This window comes from Brevundimonas diminuta, from assembly GCF_022654015.1.
Classification (GTDB): Bacteria; Pseudomonadota; Alphaproteobacteria; order Caulobacterales; family Caulobacteraceae; genus Brevundimonas; species Brevundimonas diminuta_C.
The window spans coordinates 3,172,534-3,189,037 of record NZ_CP073063.1; the positions used below are offsets into that span (position 1 = coordinate 3,172,534).

At 66.1% G+C, this 16,504-nt stretch carries 16 protein-coding genes; 8 read left to right on the forward strand and 8 right to left on the reverse strand.

Annotated elements, in window-relative coordinates; all coding sequences use genetic code 11:
* Positions 1 to 2: 2 nt before the first annotated feature.
* The 5 genes from KAK88_RS15805 to KAK88_RS15830 are packed head-to-tail and all read right to left on the reverse strand — an operon-like array spanning position 3 to position 5,591.
* The gene (locus KAK88_RS15805) at positions 3 to 2,270 is read right to left on the reverse strand and encodes a chemotaxis protein CheA (RefSeq protein ID WP_242077352.1); all 2,268 of its coding nucleotides are present in this window, start codon (positions 2,268 to 2,270) and stop codon (positions 3 to 5) included.
* 29 nt (positions 2,271 to 2,299) lie between these two features.
* The gene (locus KAK88_RS15810; protein WP_039246220.1) at positions 2,300 to 2,665 is read right to left on the reverse strand and encodes a response regulator; all 366 of its coding nucleotides are present in this window, start codon (positions 2,663 to 2,665) and stop codon (positions 2,300 to 2,302) included.
* Positions 2,662 to 2,937, reverse strand: coding sequence for an STAS domain-containing protein (locus tag KAK88_RS15815; protein WP_039246221.1), 276 nt, complete (start codon positions 2,935 to 2,937; stop codon positions 2,662 to 2,664). The genes KAK88_RS15810 and KAK88_RS15815 overlap by 4 nt, the downstream gene beginning before the upstream one ends.
* Complete coding sequence (locus KAK88_RS15820; protein ID WP_277928849.1) at positions 2,937 to 4,868, reverse strand: methyl-accepting chemotaxis protein; 1,932 nt, start codon at positions 4,866 to 4,868, stop codon at positions 2,937 to 2,939. The genes KAK88_RS15815 and KAK88_RS15820 overlap by 1 nt, the downstream gene beginning before the upstream one ends.
* A 45-nt stretch (positions 4,869 to 4,913) precedes the next feature.
* Complete coding sequence (locus KAK88_RS15830; protein ID WP_242077353.1) at positions 4,914 to 5,591, reverse strand: TorF family putative porin; 678 nt, start codon at positions 5,589 to 5,591, stop codon at positions 4,914 to 4,916.
* 351 nt (positions 5,592 to 5,942) lie between these two features.
* On the opposite strand from KAK88_RS15830, the gene KAK88_RS15835 reads away from it, so the two are divergent.
* From KAK88_RS15835 to KAK88_RS15850, 4 genes are read left to right on the forward strand one after another with little or no spacing between them, the layout of a single operon-like run.
* A complete protein-coding gene (locus KAK88_RS15835) occupies positions 5,943 to 7,337 on the forward strand; it encodes a two-component system sensor histidine kinase NtrB (RefSeq protein WP_242077354.1) in 1,395 nt (464 codons plus the stop codon).
* Positions 7,337 to 7,948: a response regulator transcription factor gene (locus KAK88_RS15840; RefSeq protein WP_242077355.1), complete on the forward strand. Its 612-nt coding sequence runs from the start codon at positions 7,337 to 7,339 to the stop codon at positions 7,946 to 7,948. Before KAK88_RS15835 ends, KAK88_RS15840 begins: the two co-directional genes overlap by 1 nt.
* Positions 7,949 to 7,982: 34 nt before the next feature.
* A complete protein-coding gene (locus tag KAK88_RS15845; protein ID WP_242077356.1) occupies positions 7,983 to 10,472 on the forward strand; it encodes a helicase-related protein in 2,490 nt (829 codons plus the stop codon).
* Positions 10,469 to 10,744 carry an RNA-binding S4 domain-containing protein gene (locus KAK88_RS15850; RefSeq protein WP_242077357.1) on the forward strand — a complete coding sequence of 92 codons (276 nt, stop codon included), beginning with the start codon at positions 10,469 to 10,471 and terminating at the stop codon, positions 10,742 to 10,744. Before KAK88_RS15845 ends, KAK88_RS15850 begins: the two co-directional genes overlap by 4 nt.
* A gap of 71 nt (positions 10,745 to 10,815) precedes the next feature.
* Here KAK88_RS15850 and KAK88_RS15855 read toward each other — a convergent pair whose 3' ends face one another.
* Positions 10,816 to 11,442, reverse strand: coding sequence for a YceI family protein (locus tag KAK88_RS15855; RefSeq protein WP_242077358.1), 627 nt, complete (start codon positions 11,440 to 11,442; stop codon positions 10,816 to 10,818).
* Positions 11,443 to 11,613: 171 nt separating this feature from the next.
* Between KAK88_RS15855 and fdxA the strand changes: the two genes are divergently transcribed.
* Positions 11,614 to 11,955: a ferredoxin FdxA gene (fdxA, locus tag KAK88_RS15860; RefSeq protein WP_017505910.1), complete on the forward strand. Its 342-nt coding sequence runs from the start codon at positions 11,614 to 11,616 to the stop codon at positions 11,953 to 11,955.
* 300 nt (positions 11,956 to 12,255) lie between these two features.
* A complete protein-coding gene (locus KAK88_RS15865) occupies positions 12,256 to 12,786 on the forward strand; it encodes a CarD family transcriptional regulator (RefSeq protein WP_017505911.1) in 531 nt (176 codons plus the stop codon).
* A gap of 74 nt (positions 12,787 to 12,860) precedes the next feature.
* On the opposite strand, the gene KAK88_RS15870 is transcribed toward KAK88_RS15865, so the two are convergent.
* Positions 12,861 to 13,340, reverse strand: a complete 480-nt coding sequence (locus KAK88_RS15870; protein ID WP_038294089.1) for a DUF3617 domain-containing protein — start codon at positions 13,338 to 13,340, stop codon at positions 12,861 to 12,863.
* Between the two features lie 236 nt (positions 13,341 to 13,576).
* On the opposite strand from KAK88_RS15870, the gene rpmB reads away from it, so the two are divergent.
* Both rpmB and KAK88_RS15880 read left to right on the forward strand, forming a co-directional pair.
* Entirely contained in the window at positions 13,577 to 13,873 is a 297-nt protein-coding gene (gene rpmB, locus KAK88_RS15875) for a 50S ribosomal protein L28 (RefSeq protein ID WP_026108540.1), read from the forward strand.
* Between the two features lie 109 nt (positions 13,874 to 13,982).
* Complete coding sequence (locus KAK88_RS15880) at positions 13,983 to 15,707, forward strand: M1 family metallopeptidase (protein WP_242077359.1); 1,725 nt, start codon at positions 13,983 to 13,985, stop codon at positions 15,705 to 15,707.
* A gap of 7 nt (positions 15,708 to 15,714) precedes the next feature.
* Here KAK88_RS15880 and KAK88_RS15885 read toward each other — a convergent pair whose 3' ends face one another.
* On the reverse strand, positions 15,715 to 16,491 hold the full coding sequence (locus KAK88_RS15885) for a transglutaminase-like domain-containing protein (RefSeq protein WP_242077360.1): 777 nt from the start codon (positions 16,489 to 16,491) through the stop codon (positions 15,715 to 15,717).
* Between the last annotated feature and the right edge of the window lie 13 nt (positions 16,492 to 16,504).

A 16,504-nucleotide genomic window follows, 5' to 3' on the forward strand; every position in this document is an offset into this window, starting at 1 on the left:
GTTCAGCTCGCGAGCTTGAAGTCGGGACGGACGGATTTGCGGCGCATGTCGGTGACCAGCACGTCGACATCCAGGATCAGGGCCACGCGCCCGTCGCCCAGGATGGTGGCGGCGGCGACGCCCTCGACCTGCTGGTAGTTGGTTTCCAGGCTCTTGATGACCACCTGCCGCTGGCCCTGGATGGCGTCGAACAGCAGGGCCGCCTGCTGGCCGCCTTCGGTCTCGACGACCACGGCGACACCTTCGGTCGGGTTCATCGGCTGTTCGCGGAAGCCCATGATCAGGGCCACGTCGATCAGCGGCAGGAAGCGATCGCGGAAGCGGATGACGGGATCCACCCCACCGACGAAGTGCAGGTCGACGGCTTGCGGAGTCAGGCTCTCGACGATGGCAGGCAGCGGCGCGATCAGCGTCTGTTCGGCGGCGGCGACGACCATGCCGTCCAGCACCGCCAGCGTCAGCGGCAGGCTGAGGGTGAAGGTCGAGCCCTTGCCCGGAACCGAGCTGATGGAGATGCGGCCGCCCAGGGCCTGGATCGAGCGTTTGACCACGTCCATGCCCACGCCCCGCCCCGAGATGTCGGACACGACGGCGGCGGTGGAGAAGCCCGGCGCGAAGATCAGATTGTCGATTTGCTCGTCGGTCAGGGGCGCGTCGGCGGCGATCAGACCCTTGTCGACGGCGATCTTCTTGACGCGTTCGCGGTTGATGCCGCGTCCGTCGTCGGAGATTTCGATGACGATCCGACCCGAGCGGTGCAGGGCCGCGAGACGCACCGTGCCCTCGGCCGGCTTGCCGGCGGCGACGCGCTCTTCGGGCGTTTCCAGCCCGTGGTCGATGGCGTTGCGCAGCATATGGGTGATGGGCTCGGCCAGACGTTCGACCACGGTCTTGTCGACCTCGGTGTCCTCGCCGGCCGTGACCAGACGGACCTGTTTGGAGACCATGTCGGCGACTTCGCGGACCAGGCGCGGCATGCGCTGGAACACCGACTTCACCGGCTGGGCGCGGATGGCCATGACGCTGTCCTGGATCTCGCGGGTCAGCAGTTCCAGGTCTTCGAGGCCGAGCGCGATGCCCGAGGAGCGGGCCAGGCCACTTTCCAACACGCGTTGCGACAGCATCGCCTGCTGGATGACCAGTTCGCCGACGACGTTGATCAGGCGATCCACGCGATCCAGATCGACACGGATCGTCACCGGCGCAGGCGCGACAGGGGCCGAAGCCGGTGCGGGCGTCGCCGCCACGGGTGCGACGGCAGGGACAGCAACCGGCTCGACGACCGGCGCAGCGGCGATCGGGGCCGGCGCCGGCTCGGGCTCCAGGGGAGCGAACGGCACGATCTCGGCCGCCGGTTCAGCGGCGGCGCCGGAAGCCTTGGCCAACAGGGCGGCGATATCCAGTTCGTCGCTCGCGGGCAGAACGGCCGCGGGTTCGTCGGCGAACGCGTCCATCTCGGCGGCCCCATCCGCGGCCGCGCCCAGAGGTGTGATAGTCAGGTCGCAGTCGCTTTCGACGAAGTCGAAGACCTCGCGCACGGCCGCCTCATCGACGGCGGCGGCCAGATCGACCGTCCAGGTCAGGCAGCCGTCCTCGATCGACAGCGCGTCTAGCGTCGGCGTCTCGCTGTCGTCCACGACCACCGTGACCGGGCCGAGACGACCCAGCTCGCGCAGCAGCAGGCTGGTCTCGTTAGCGTTGACGTACATCCGGCCCATCGGCTTGAACACGATGCGCCAGCCGACCGACGGCGCGTCGGCGCCCAGATCGACGCCCAGGTCGGCGATGGGCAGGGGCGCAGGCTCGTCCAGCGCCATGTCGAAGGCCATCGGAGTGAAGCCGAAGTCGTCTTCGTCTTCCTCGACCTCGACCGGCGCTTCGCCGCCGTGGGTCAGGACCTGCATATCGGCGACCAGGGCCGCGGACCGCGCCTCGTCCACCGGCGGGATCAACCCTTGCGCGGCCTGAATGTGATCAGCCAGCACGTCGGAGGCGCGCAGCAGGGTCTTGATGGTGATCGCGTCGCACGGCTTACGGCCCGCGCGCAGTTCGTCCATCAGGGTCTCGAAGACGTGGGCGAAGCGGACCAAGGCCTCCAGGCCGAAGGCCCCTGCCCCGCCCTTGACCGAATGGACGGCGCGGAAGACGGCGTTGATCGTCTCCAGGTCGGTCTGACCCTGTTCAAGCAGCATCAGCTTGGCTTCCAGGTCTGCGAGCAGTTCGTCGCATTCCTGGAAGAAGGTGGCTTTGATGGCTTCGAAGGCGTCCATTAGGTCGGGGTCCGGCGGGCTTCAGGCGATCAGGCGGCGACGCGGCGGACGGCGTCCACCAGCTTGGCGGGGTCGAACGGCTTGACGATCCAGCCGGTGGCGCCGGCGGCGCGTGCGCGCGCCTTCTTCTCGACGTCGCTTTCAGTCGTCAGCACCAGCACCGGGGTCGTGCGGTGGTTCGGATCGGCGCGCACGCCCTCGATGACGCCGAAGCCGTCCATGCGCGGCATGTTGATGTCGGTGATGATGACGTCCGCGCCCTTGGACGCCAGGGTCTCCAGACCGTCCACGCCGTCCACCGCCTGGATCACGGTATAGCCCGCGTCTTCCAGCGCCATCAGCAGCATGTCGCGCATGGTGCGTGAATCGTCGATCGTCAGAACGGTCTTGGTCATGCCAACGCCCCCTCGGTGTTGAAGTCCGGCGCGCCATAGGCCGCCCATTGTTCCGTCCAATATTGGGACACAGACCCTAAACTTAGATTGACGCCGTCGGCCGCCCACGTCTTTCGCGCCGACAGCAGGATCTGCAGGCACAGGCCGCCCAGGCGCTGGACCGCAGAGGCGTCCAGGACCACCGGATGACCGCGCAGGGCCAGCAGTTCAGCCTTCAGCGGTTCGGCCGCATTCAGGTCCAGCACGTCGGACAGGATCAGGGTTTCGGTCATCAGAACTCCTCCCAACCGTCTTCGACTGCGGCGGCTTGAGGCTTGGGCGCGGCGCCGCCACGGCCGATGGTCTTAAGCGCGGCCACCATGTGGCTGGAGCGAGCAGCGGGCTTGGCGACGGGCGCAGGGGTCCGAACCGGCGCAGGCGCAGCGGCGCGCGGCGACGAGGCGCCGACGCGGAACTGGGCCACCGAGGCTTGCAGGCTTTCGGCCTCCTGAGCCAACGAATGGCTGGCGGCGGTCGATTGCTCGACCATGGCGGCGTTCTGCTGGGTGACCTGATCCATCTGGTTCACGGCCGTGTTGACCTGGGCCAGACCGACGGCCTGTTCCTGGGCCGAGGCGGCGATTTCGGTCACCAGGCTGTCGATCTCGGCGACGCGGTCCACGATCCTTTGCAGGGCCTCGCCGGTCTCGCCGACCAGTTTGACGCCCGAGCCGACCTGACCGGTCGAGGCCGAGATCAGGGTCTTGATCTCCTTGGCGGCCTCGGCCGAACGCTGGGCCAGGGCGCGAACTTCGGAGGCGACGACTGCGAAGCCACGACCGGCCTCGCCGGCGCGCGCGGCCTCGACGCCCGCGTTCAGGGCCAGCAGGTTGGTCTGGAAGGCGATCTCGTCGATCACGCCGATGATCTGATTGATCTGGTTGGACGAGCCTTCGATGGCGGTCATGGCCTGGACAGCGTCGCGGACGATGATGCCGCTCTTTTCGGCGTCACCGCGCGCGGCCTGAACCACGTCGGAGGCTTGGCGGGCGCCCGAGGCGGTCTTGTTCACCGTGGCGGTGATTTCATCCAGGGCCGCAGCCGTTTCTTCCAGCGACGCGGCCTGCTGTTCGGTGCGGCGCGAAAGATCGTCCGCGGCCTGCGAGATTTCGCCGGCGCCCGAGCGGATGCCCGAGACATTGTTGACCACGACCGAGACGGCCTGCTGCAGCTGGGAGATGGCGGCGTTGAAATCGGACTTCAGTTGCGCGGCTTTGGGATTGAAGTCGATCTCGATCCGGTAGGTCAGGTCGCCGTTCGCCATGGCCGACAGGCCTTGACCCAAGGCGCCGATGGCCTGGGCGTCCTCGGCGGCCTCGCGCGCCTTTTCGGCCTCGCGTTCGGCACGTTCCTGCTCGGACATCGAGCGCTGCGACAGGGCCTCCCGTTCGACGCGGACCTTTTCGATCGCGGCGTCGCGGAAGGCCACGATGGCCTGACCCATCTTGCCGAACTCATCCTTGCGCTCGGCGCTGGCGACCTTGATGTCGGTGTCGCCGGCCATCAGTTTTTGCATATAGCCGATCATCGTGAAGATCGGGCGCACGATGGAGCGCGTCGCGACGAAACCGGCGATGACGGCGATCACCAAGGCCGAGATCAAACCGACGATCGTGGCGATCAGCGCGGTGCGGCTGGCGGCGGCCTGAGCTTCGGTCGAGGCCTTGCGCGCCACATCGTTGGCCGTCTTGATCTGGTCGATCGTGTCTTCGACCGGCGCGACGTAGTTGTCGGCCGTTCCGTTGCGGCCGACCATCTGAACAGCCTGGGCCGCGCGACCGTCACGCACCATCGCCGAGCCGGTTTCGACGACGTTCTTGTACCAGGTCGCATTGCCTTCCACGGCCTTGTCGACCAGGGCGGCGCGATCGGCGGGCAGTTCGCCGCGCAGCTCGTCCATCGCCGCCAGGAATTTGGCGCGGTGCGCATTGACGCGCTCGATATAGTAGGGATCCTGAGACAGGAGGTAGCCGCGGAAAGCGTTTTCCTGGCGGGCCATGTAGAACTCGGCCGTCGCCGTGGTGCGATTGGCCTGGTTTTCCACCGTGCGGACTTCGCCGGCCTTCTCAAGCTGAAGCAGGCTGGCGATGACGACGGCGCCCATGACGGCGATCGCCGCCAGAACGAGACCAAAGGCCGCGAACAGCTTGCGGCCGACGGGCATATTTTCAATCAACTTCAACTCAGCATCCCCCGGTGGATCAGTAACTCAGAACGAATAGGTGGCGGCGGCGACGAGACGACCCTCGTAGGGTTCGCCTGCGCTGTGGCGGTCGGTGTCGTACCAGCGCAGATCGACGGCCAAGGCGTCGGTCAGCTTCTGTTTGGCGCCGACGTTCCAGGCGTTGTAATCGACACCGCCGTCGGCCATGCGGTTGGCGACGCCGGCCGAAATCTTCGTCTTGGCGGCGACGGCGACCGTGCCTTGCAGCTCCAGCCACCAGGCCTCTTTCGTCGCCGCAAAGCCGTCGGGCGAATAGTTGACGCGCAGGCGCGTCGCCACGGGGCCCAGCTTGCGTGAAGCGTCCGCCTGATATTCCCAATAGTTTTTGTCGACACCGGCGCGCGACCCTGGCAGGTCGCGGTTCATGACCCCCAGATCGAAGGTGAAGCCGGCCGCCTTAGGGCGCCAACCGACCATGCTGACGATTTCCATGTCGTAGCCTTGAGATCCGGCGGCGTCAGAGACGAAGACGCTGGCGTAGCCTTCGCCGAAGCCGGCTTCGGCCTTGGCGAAAGGCGCAACGTCTTGATTGCTCTTGCCCAGCCCTTTGCCGACATACTGGCTGGCGACACCGACATCGAGGCCGAACGATTGGGCCTGGGAGGTAATCGGTGCTGCGAGGCCTACTGCCGCGACAACAAAGAAGGCTGACGAACGAAACATGGTGATCCCTGAAGCTTCTGCATTCTGAAGCCCAAGGATGAGGCGATGATTAATATTAAATCTGAACCGGACCGTATGTAGGATTGCGTAACCCATGAGGTGTGTCGCCCAGCGTCCGAGCTGCGTCGGCGGCAGGGGTGCGAGTCACTCCAAACCGATTTTGAGCGAATACGTATGTTCACGTAGTCAAAATGCGCCTATACAAAAGTTGTCAAAAAAGCGGCGACGCCCGCCAGCCTAAGGTCTCGCGAGTTTCCGCATCCCAATTCATACTCCGGTGAAATATACCCAGCGGCCCAGGAATAGCACGAAGACATGATCTTCAGGTCCAGGACATGGTGGAGCGGGGTCTTGATCGCGTGTCTGGCTGTTCTTGTGGCGACGCTGGTTCGCAGCGCGCTCGAACCGTTTGGAAACTTCTACTATCTGCCGCTGGTCCCGGCGGTGATTGTGACGGCTCTGCTGGCGCAAAGGGGGGCGGTCGTGCTGGCGATTCTGTTGGCCATCGGCGCTAACCTGTGGCTGGTGCATCGCGAAAGCGTGCTGGATGCGGCGACCAACGCCGCGCTTTTCGCGGTCATTGCCTGGGTGATCGCCGAGGTCTGTCGTCGGCTGATCGACGCCTTGGAACAGGCCCGCGCCCTGACGCGCGACCTAGCGCTGCGCGAGATGCTGCTCGACACCATTGTGGCCACGACGCCGATCGTGACGCTGGATCGTGAGGGGCGGACGCGCCGCGTGACCCCGGCCGCCGCCGATCTGCTGCGCGTGGATCGAGAGGCGGCGATGGCGCAGCCTTTCGAATCTCTGCTGCCCGGCTTCGACGACGCGGCGCTGGCGAAGGCTCGCCAAGGGGGCGAGGTGCTGAGCCCCTCCTCCGGCCCTTGGACGAGCGGGAGTATAAATACACCCGGGCCGCCGCTGACGCTTCACGCCAATGTCCTGCCCGACGACATCGCTCCCGAACACATCGTGCTGACGCTGGGCGATCAGAGCCAGGCCGAGACGATCCGCAAGGGCGAGCGCGACCTGAACGACAAGCTCAGCAGCGTCTGGCGTCTGAACTCGATGGGGGAAATGGCCGCGACCCTGGCCCACGAACTGAACCAGCCGCTGACCGCCGCCACCGTTTATTTGCATGCCGGCCAGGCCGAACTGACCCGGCTGGGGACCGTCGCGGAAGGGCCGGCCAAGACGATCGATCTGGCCAAGACCCAGTTGCTGCGCGCGGGCGACATCATCCGGCGCATGCGCGAACAGGTCGCGACAGGTTCGCGGTCCTTCACCGAGGAGCGGGCCTCGCTGATCGTCCTGGACCTGGCGCCGGTCTTCGCCCTGACGGGACAGGACACAGACACGACGATCGCTCTGGATGTCGAAGAGGACGACGATCAGGTTCTGGCCGACCGTATTCAGATTCAGCAGGCGCTGGCCAATCTGGTGCGCAACGCCGTGGACGCCGTCATCGGACGCGAGGGCGCCCGCGTGACGGTGACCGGCCGGACGCTGGGCGCGGACGGCTATGAGATCGCGGTGTGCGACAATGGCGACGGCATCCCCGAAGACAGAATCGACAGCATCTTTCATCCGATGGCGACGACCAAGGCCGGCGGCATGGGCCTGGGGCTGTCGGTCACGCGTTCTATCGTCGAGAGCCATGGCGCGACCCTGGTCGTCAGCCGGAATTCTCAGGGTGGAGCGACCTTTTCGTTTCGTCTGCCGCGTCCCACGGAGTCCGAAATCTGATGAGCCCGCACTCCGTCTTCATCATCGACGACGACCCCGCCATGCGCGACGCCCTGGTGCTCATGCTGCGCGGGGCTGGGTATCGAGCACGCAGTTTCCTCAGCGCCGACGACTTCCTGAGTAATCTGCCCGAAGACCGCAGCGCCTGCGTCATCACCGATGTGCGGATGCCGGGGCTTCAGGGTTCCGAGCTGGTCGGGCGTCTGAAAAGCCTGCGAGGCGATACCTGGCCGGTGATCGTCATCACGGGTCATGGGGAGGTGACGCTGGCGGTTCAGTTGATGAAGGCGGGAGTCGTGGATTTCGTCGAAAAGCCGTTCGATCCGCAGCGAATGCTGGACGCGGTTTCCAGCTGCCTGGCCTCGCTGACCAGTCTTGAGGCCGAGCGGATCGCGCGCGAGGACGCCAAGGCCCGACTGGACACCCTGACCCCGCGCGAGCGGCAGGTATTCGACGCCCTGATCGACGGCTGTTCCAACAAGGAGATCGCGCAAAGGCTGGAGATCAGCCCGCGTACGGTGGAAATCTTTCGCGCCAAGGTGATGACGAAAATGCAGGCCGCGAACCTGTCCACCCTGGTCCGGATCGGAATGCGCGCCGGCGACGCTTGAGCCTGACGAGATTCGTCGCCACCTTAGTCGCGACATGAGCGACCGGTCCGCAGGCCTCGCCCCGTCCCGCGTGACTGCGGTCCTGGGGCCCACCAACACCGGCAAGACCCATCTGGCGGTCGAGCGGATGCTGGGTCACGCCTCCGGCATGATCGGCCTGCCGCTGCGCCTGCTGGCCCGCGAGATCTATGAACGGATCGTCAAACAGCGCGGCGCGGCGGCCGTCGCCCTGATTACGGGCGAGGAAAAGATCGTCCCGCCGCGCCCGCACTATTTCGTCTGCACCGTCGAGGCCATGCCGCTGGAGCGATCGGTCGAGTTTCTGGCCATCGACGAAATCCAGCTGGTCGCCGACCCCGAACGCGGGCACGTCTTCACCCAGCGGCTGCTGCACGCGCGCGGCCGGTTCGAGACGATGTTCCTGGGCGCTGGCACCATGGAGCCGTTGATCCGCCGCCTGGTCCCGGACGTGGAGATCGTGACGCGCGACCGGTTGTCCACCCTGTCCTATGCGGGCTCCAAGAAGCTGACACGCCTGCCCCGCCGCAGCGCCATCGTCGCCTTCTCGACCGACCGGGTCTACGCCATCGCCGAACTGATCCGACGTCAGCGCGGCGGCGCGGCCGTGGTGATGGGCTCGCTCAGCCCACGCACCCGCAACGCCCAGGTGGCCCTGTATCAGTCGGGCGAAGTCGATTTCCTGGTCGCCACCGACGCCATCGGCATGGGGCTGAACATGGATGTGGACCATGTCGCCTTCGCGGGGCTGAGAAAGTTCGACGGGCGGCGCACGCGCTGGCTTTACGCCCATGAGATCGGCCAGATCGCCGGGCGGGCGGGCCGACATCTGCGCGACGGCACCTTCGGCGTCACGGCCGAGGCCGAGGATCTGGACCCCGATCTGGTCGAACAGGTGGTCGAGCATCGGTTCGATCCGATCGAGGCGGCGGAGTGGCGGAACGCCCGGCTGGATTTCGACACCCTGCCCGATCTGCTGCGCTCGCTGACGGTGACGCCCCAGCGTTCGGGGCTGAGCCTGACGGCGGAGGCGCTGGACGAGACCCTGCTGCGCCGCCTGATCAAGGACGAGGAAATCGCGCGCGTGGGGCGCTCGCGCGGGGCGGTCATGCGTCTGTGGGAGGCGTGCCAGTTGCCCGACTTCCAGAAGACGACGCTGGATGAACACGCCCGGCTGGCCAAGGACGTCTTTCACGCCCTGACCGGCAAGCGGGGCCGGCTGACCGACGACTGGATGGCGCCGCGATTCGCCTTCGTGGATCGCGACGACGGTCAGATCGACCAGCTGTCGGCGCGGCTGTCGGCAGTGCGTACCCTGTCCTACATCGCCAACCGGCCGGACTGGGTTCACGACGCGCAAGGCTGGCGCGACAAGACCCGCGCGCTGGAAGATCGGCTGTCCGACGTGCTGCACGAGCGGCTGACCGCCCGGTTCGTGGATCGCCGCACCACCGCCCTGATGCGAGCGCTGAACGTGCGCGAAGACACGTTTGCAGGCGTCGCCGATGACGGCGAGGTCACGGTCGAAGGCCAGGTCGTCGGCCAGCTGGAGGGCGTGCGCTTCCAGATGGAGAAGGGCTCTTCGGCCCTGGAGGACCGCACCCTGCGTCAGGCGGCCGTGCGTGCGGTGACGCCCGAGATCAATCGACGGCTGGGACGTCTGGCGGCCGAGACCGACGACGGGTTTTCGGCCACGCCGGACGGGGCGGTGCTGTGGCGCGGCGTGCTGACGGCGCAGATCAATGCGACGCCGCACGGTGTCGATCCCTTCACGCCCTCCGTGCGCCTGCTGGGCGATCTGGGGCCGACGCCCGCCCGCGAGCGCGCCCAGCGCCGGATCGAGGCGTGGCTGGCGGCGGAAGCGGGCCGTGCGCTGCGCGATCTGCGACGGCTGCGTCAGGCGGTCGAGAGTGGCGCACTCAAGGGGCTTCCGCGCGGCATCGCCTTCCGTCTGATCGAGGCCGGCGGCGTGATCGACCGGCGCGAGGTCGAGCGCGATCTGGCCGCGCTCAGTCAGGTCGAGCGCCGCACGCTGCGCAGCTTCGCCATCCGCATCGGCGTGCATTCGGTGTGGCTGCCCGGCCTTCAGAAGCCGCGCGCGCGCCACTTCGCCCAGGCCTTCGTCGCCGCGCCGCTGATCCCGGCCACGCCTGATCTGATCCCCGCGCCCGTAGAGCCGCCCTCGGCGCGTCTGCTGGCCGCGCACGGATTGCGATTGGCGGGTCTGTGGCTGGCGCCGGTCGAGACGCTGGAGAAGATGGCCGAGCTGCGGGCCGCCAATCACGGCCGGCTGTCCGACGAGGCCCTGAAGGATCTGGGCTGGCGCGCCGATCAGGCCAAACAGATCATCGCCGCCTTGAAGATCGAACGCGCCCGCCTGCCCGACAAGCCGGGCGCAGCGCCGAAGATCGTCAAGGACTCGCCCTTCGCCGCCCTCGCCGCCCTGACGGAGGCGCCCCCGGCGCGGCCCAAGCGTCGTCGTCCGCGTCGAAAGGCGAAGGCTTGAACGAGAACGCCTGTCGCATCGACATCTGGCTGTGGCGCGCGCGGTTCGTGAAGACGCGCGGCCTGGCGGCCGGTCTGGTGGAGCGGGGGGCGGTGCGGCTGACGCATCAGGGGCGCGAGACGCGGCTCGACAAGCCCAGCCGATGCATTCACGTCGGCGACCTGCTGACCTTCGCCCAGAACGGACGCGTCACCAGCCTGAAGGTCGAGGGGCTGGGCGAAAGGCGCGGGCCCGCCGAAGAGGCCCGCGCCCTTTATTCGCTTACGGTCTAAAAGGCCTCAAGCAGCGCGAAGCGCGGTAGGCCCAAAAAAACCGCCTCAAGTCGCGCGCAGCGCGGCAGGCCCTACTTCTGGATGACGAACTCGCCTTCAATGTGCAGCTTCACCTCGTCTGAGACGGCCGGCAGGGCGTAGTTGATGCCGAAGTCCGAGCGTTTTAAGGTCGTTTCGCCGTCGAAGCCGGCCTTGTAGGCGCCCATGACGGTTCCGGCGCCGTTGAACTCGACTTCGATGGTCACGGGCTTGGTCACGCCCTTCAGGGTCAGATCGCCGACCACGGTCGCTTCGTTGGCGTCATCGGCGTCGACTGTGACCGAGCGCGAGACGAAGGTCGCCGTCGGATATTGGGCGGTGTCGAAGAAGTCGGCGGTCTGCAGGTGGGCCTTCAGACGGTCGTCGTTGGGCGCCACGTCGGTCAGCGGGATGGTCGCGGTCAGGGTCGAGGCCGACGGGTTGGCCGGGTCCAGCTTCAGCACCGCCTTCACGTTCACGAACTGACCCGTATAGGTCGACAGGCCGAAGTGATTGACCGACCAGGTGATCTTGCCGTGGCCGGAATCCAGATCGTAGGTCCCGGCGGTGACTTCGGCGGGGTTCTTGGTCAGAGCGGCCTGAGCCACGACCGCACCGCCTGCGACGAGGCTGAGAGCGGCCGCGCCGGCGACGGCGTATTTCATGAAGGGGGTGCGCATAGGGAGTTCCTGTCGATGGGGCGGATATGCAATCAATACAGTTGCGATTAGGCGCCGTTCTGTCAAGGCGCTGCGAATGGCTCTCGCCTTAAGCCGCGCTGTTGACAGTTGGTTGCGTGGCCGCCATGTCGCAGGCCTCCCGCCCACAGACCGACACCCGTTTTTCGCCCAATGACCTACATCGTCACCGACGCCTGCGTGAAATGTAAGTTCATGGACTGCGTCGAGGTGTGTCCGGTGGACTGCTTCTACGAGGGCGAGAACTTCCTGGTGATCGCGCCGGACGAATGCATCGACTGCGGCGTGTGCGAACCGGAATGCCCGGTCGACGCCATCGTGCCGGACACCGAGGACGAGCCCGACGGCAAATGGCTTCAGGTCAACGCCGAATACGCCAAGGTCTGGCCCAACATCACCGTCAAGGGCACGCCCCCTGCCGACCGCGAGCAGTACGAGCGCGAAACCGGCAAATACGAGAAATACTTCAGCCCCAAGCCGGGCAAGGGTTCCTGATTTCAGGACTGGCGGCGCTCAAGCCTTGCCGTATTTGCACGTTCACCCTGTGGACGTTTTGAAATTCCGCAGATTTGTGATAGGTTCTGTTTCATTGGATCGGGCGGTCCGCGAAATCTTCGCGCCGCCCGTGTTTGCGACAGAATCCCGCCCTAGACGGGATCGGCCAGAGGTTTGGTGATCCGTTTCCGCTTTTGACGCCTGACATCATCCCCTCCGACGGAGCGATCCGGCGGATGAGATCCTGTTTGCGTTTCCTGCGCCTTCGTTTCGCCCGGCCCTGACCGGGAAAGGACGATTATGACGAGCAAGACTGGTCTGGAGTTCAAGGTTGGCGACGCGGTCGTCTATCCGGCGCACGGCGTCGGCAAGGTGGCGGCGATCGAGACCCAGGAAGTCGCGGGCATGTCGCTGGAGGTCTATGTCGTGACCTTCGACCACGAGAAGATGACCCTGCGCGTCCCGACCAAGAAGGCCGTGACGGCCGGCCTGCGTTCGCTGGCCGCCGACGACGTCGTGACCAAGGCCCTGACCACCCTGAAGGGCCGCGCGCGCATCAAGCGCACCATGTGGTCGCGTCGCGCCCAGGAATACGAAGCCAAGATCAACTCGGGCGACCTGATCTCAATCGCCGAAGTGGTTCGCGACCTGCACCGCGCCGACACCCAGCCGGAACAGTCCTATTCGGAGCGCCAGCTCTATGAATCGGCCCTCGACCGCATGGCCCGCGAAGTCGCCGCCGCCAACAAGATCGACAAGGACGCCGCCGTCGAGCTGCTCGCCAAGTCGCTCAGCGCCAAGAAGCCGGTCCCGACCGCCGAAGCCGCCTAAGCTTCGACCTCGGACAAAAGAAAAGGCCCCGGAGCGATCCGGGGCCTTTTTTGATGTGAGTCGCAGAGCCGCTGTCAGAAGTATTCGGCGTTGGCCGGGCACTGGGCGCTGATGCGCCGCGCGGTTATGCTGGCGGGGATATAGGGGGTGCCGCGCACGATCTGGGCGCCGCCACGGAAGCTGAAGCTGGTTTCCGTGTAGGTCCCATTCAGGCGAACAGCGATGCGACGGCCCTTGCGGTCCTGGCAGGTTCCCTCGAAGCGGGCATTGCCGTTGCCGACCACTCGGGTCGGATAGGTGCAGCGCCACTTGTTGGTCGACAGGCCGCCGAAGAATCGGTTGATCTCGCTGGGCCGCACGCACTTTTGCTCAGTGTCGCGCTGGCCCACCGCGCTGGTAGTGTATTCCCAATAGCCGGGCAGGACTTCGGACTGAGCTGCGGTCTGGGCCGGAGCGATGGCGGGCGAGGCCAGCATGAAGCCGCCGGCCATCACCGGGGCCAGGACGGCGAGCGCGCGCTTGGGCAGGCGATCGATCAAGGACGGACGGGACATGGAAGCCTTCTGTTCTGCTTGGGTCTCTTTTGAGGTCGTCATCATATGGGCCATACAGGGCGGCATTTGAATGACGGCTGAACGAGGCGCAGGGACGACGGGTCCAGACTCGGCTTGACGCCGAACCGCCTCTTCCCTTATACGGCCCCCTCTCGCGCGGGCTGGTTCCCGCGCGCAACTGTTTCATGCGTCCTCTCCCACGCTCGGGCTGGACGCCGCACCTTAAGGATCTGACGATGTCGCGTCGTTGCGAACTCACCGGTATCGGCCCCATGGTCGGCCACAACGTGAGCCACTCGAACATCAAGACCAAGCGCCGCTTCCTGCCGTCGCTGAAGACGGTCAAGGTCACGTCGGAAGCCCTGGGCCAGACGTTCAGCCTGCGCATCTCGAACGCCGCGCTGCGCACCCTGGACTACAAGGGCGGCCTGGACGTCTTCATCGTCAAGGCTCGCGACGAGCAGCTGTCGATCGCCGCTCAGCGCATCAAGCGCCAGATTCGCGCCAAGCTGGCCGAACAAGCCGCCGCCTGATCGGCGACCGCGACATAGAGTTCTGGAAGAGGCCGGTGGAAACACCGGCCTTTTTCTTTGCGCCATTGCCCGCTCGCGCTAGCCTGTCGCCTCAGACGGGGAGCGGTTCATGCGCATCAAGATTTTGCTTTTGGCCGCAGCCAGCGCCGTGACTCTGTCGGCCTGCGCCACCGTCGCACAGCCGGCGCCGACGCCGCGCGAGTCGACCGCCTTCACCCTGACCACCGATCAGCCGCTGACGCCGGAACAGCAGGCGATGCAGTTCGATAAGGCCGATTTGTCGATCAAGGTCCTGCCTGACGACAAGGCCATCGACGCGGTCGCCGTGCTGGACTTCACCGCCAAGGCGCCCCTGACCGCTCTGGTCGTCGAACTGGATGCGCTGCTGACCATTTCCTCGGTCCAGATCGACGGGGTCGAGGTGGCTGTCGATCGTTGGTCCAACCCTGAGGGTCGGCTGACGGTGCAACTGCCCAAGCCTCTGACGACGGGCCGATCGGTAGCCTTGCGCGTCGCCTACGCCGGCCAGCCGCGCGTGGCGCCCCGTGCGCCATGGGACGGCGGCTTCGTCTGGTCCACCGCGCCGTCGGGCGAGCCATGGATCGCCACGGCGGTTCAGGGCGAGGGCTGCGACATCTTCTGGCCCTGCATCGACAGCCCGCACGGCGAACCGGGCCGGGTCGACCTGCACATCACCGTCCCATCCGAGCTGTCTGCGCCGTCCAACGGCCGCTTCCTGGGCAAGGTCGATCACGGCGACGGCTGGACCACCTGGAACTGGTCGGCGAAATCGCCCAACACTTATGCCATCGCGCTGAACGTCGGGCCCTATGAAGAGGTGTCGGGCGAGTACGCCAGCCGGTTCGGCAACACGATCCCGATGCGCTACTGGCATCTGAAATCGGACACGCCCGAACAGGTCCAGGGCCTGTTCGCCCAGTTCCCCAAGATGCTGGACTTCTTCGAAGCCACCGTCGGCCCCTTCCCCTTCGGCGACGAGAAGATGGGCGTTGTTGAGACGCCTCACCTGGGCATGGAGCATCAGACCATCAACGCCTACGGCAACGGCTACAAGATCGACGGCCGGGGCTATGACTGGCTGTTGCAGCACGAGTTCGCCCACGAATGGTTCGGCAACCAGCTGACCAACCAGAACGCCGACGACATGTGGCTGCACGAAGGATTGGGCAGCTATATGCAGCCGCTCTATGCGCGCTGGTTGCTGGGCGACCGCTACATGCACCGCGAACTGGCCAACCAGCGCGAGGGGCTGATCAACACATATCCCGTCGTCTCGGGCACGCCCAAGACCGAAGACGAGGTCTACAAGGGCGATGTCGGGCCAGGTCTCGACATCTACAACAAGGGCTCGTTGATCAGCCATTCGCTGCGGATGCTGATCGGCGACGCCGCTTTTCACGAGGCGATCACCCGTCTGGTCTATGGCCGACCCGATCCCCGACCGGGCAATTTCGCGCCGCTGTATCGATCGACCGACGACTTCCTGGCGATCATCAACGACGTCACGGGCCAGGACTATGGCTGGTTCTTCCGCGGCTACCTCTACAACGCCGCCCTGCCGGTTCTGACGCAGACCCGCGACGGCGGCGCGCTGAAGCTGGAGTGGACGACGGGCGACGGCGGTGTCTTCCCGATGCCGCTGGAGGTCGAGATCGACGGGCGCGTTCAAACCGTGGCCATGACCGGCGGGCGGGGCCAGATCGCGGTTCCGGCCGGCGCCCACGTCCTGATCGATCCGCAGAACAAGGTGCTGCGCCAGATGGACGTGATCGACGAGCTTCAGGCCTACAAGGCGGCGCAGAAGGCGAAGTAGCGGCCGGTCAGGCCTCGGCCACCGTCACCGACTGGCGCACCATCTGACAGCGCTCCTGCGTCGTCAGGAAGGCGATGTCCGCCGCGTCGCGCCCGCAGGCGATCCGCACCAGACCCTCGACCGGCGCCAGGCCCGTCGGATCGACCAGCCACCAGCCGTTGTCCAGCCAGACCTCGAAGATGGCGTGAAAGTCGGGCGGGCTAAGTTGGTGGGCGAAGGCGCTGACCGCGCGCGCAGGAATGCCCGACGCCCGGCATAGCGTCATGCCCAGATGTGTGAAGTCGCGGCACACGCCGGCCCGGTCGATGAAGGTGCGCGCCGCCGTGGTTTCAGTGTCCGACACGCCGTGCTCGTAATCGACGTTCTCGCCGATCCAGTTCAGGATCGCCAGCACGCGCGCGCCGCCCGCCGTGTCGCCGAACTCGCGCGTCACGAAGCGGCCGAACTGGTCCGACGGGCAATAGCGGCTGGGCTGGAGATAGGGCAGGACCTCGGCGGGCAACTCGCCCCAATCATGCTGGGATACGCTGGGCGGCAGACCCTTCAACACGCCGTTCTCGACCACCGCCTCATAGGTCAGCTTGACCTCGCCCTCGACGTGGCAGCGCAGGGTGCGGGCGCCGAAATCGACGTCCTCATCTTCGTGAAAATCGACCGGCGGGTCGAAGGTCAGGGTCTCTTCCAAGATGTCCTGGCCCGGCCAGTGCGCGACCTGGATCTTGTAGATGGCGTCCGTCGGCGGATCGAAACGATAGACGAGTTCGGCGCGGACGCGCAGTTTCATGAAAATCCGCCGA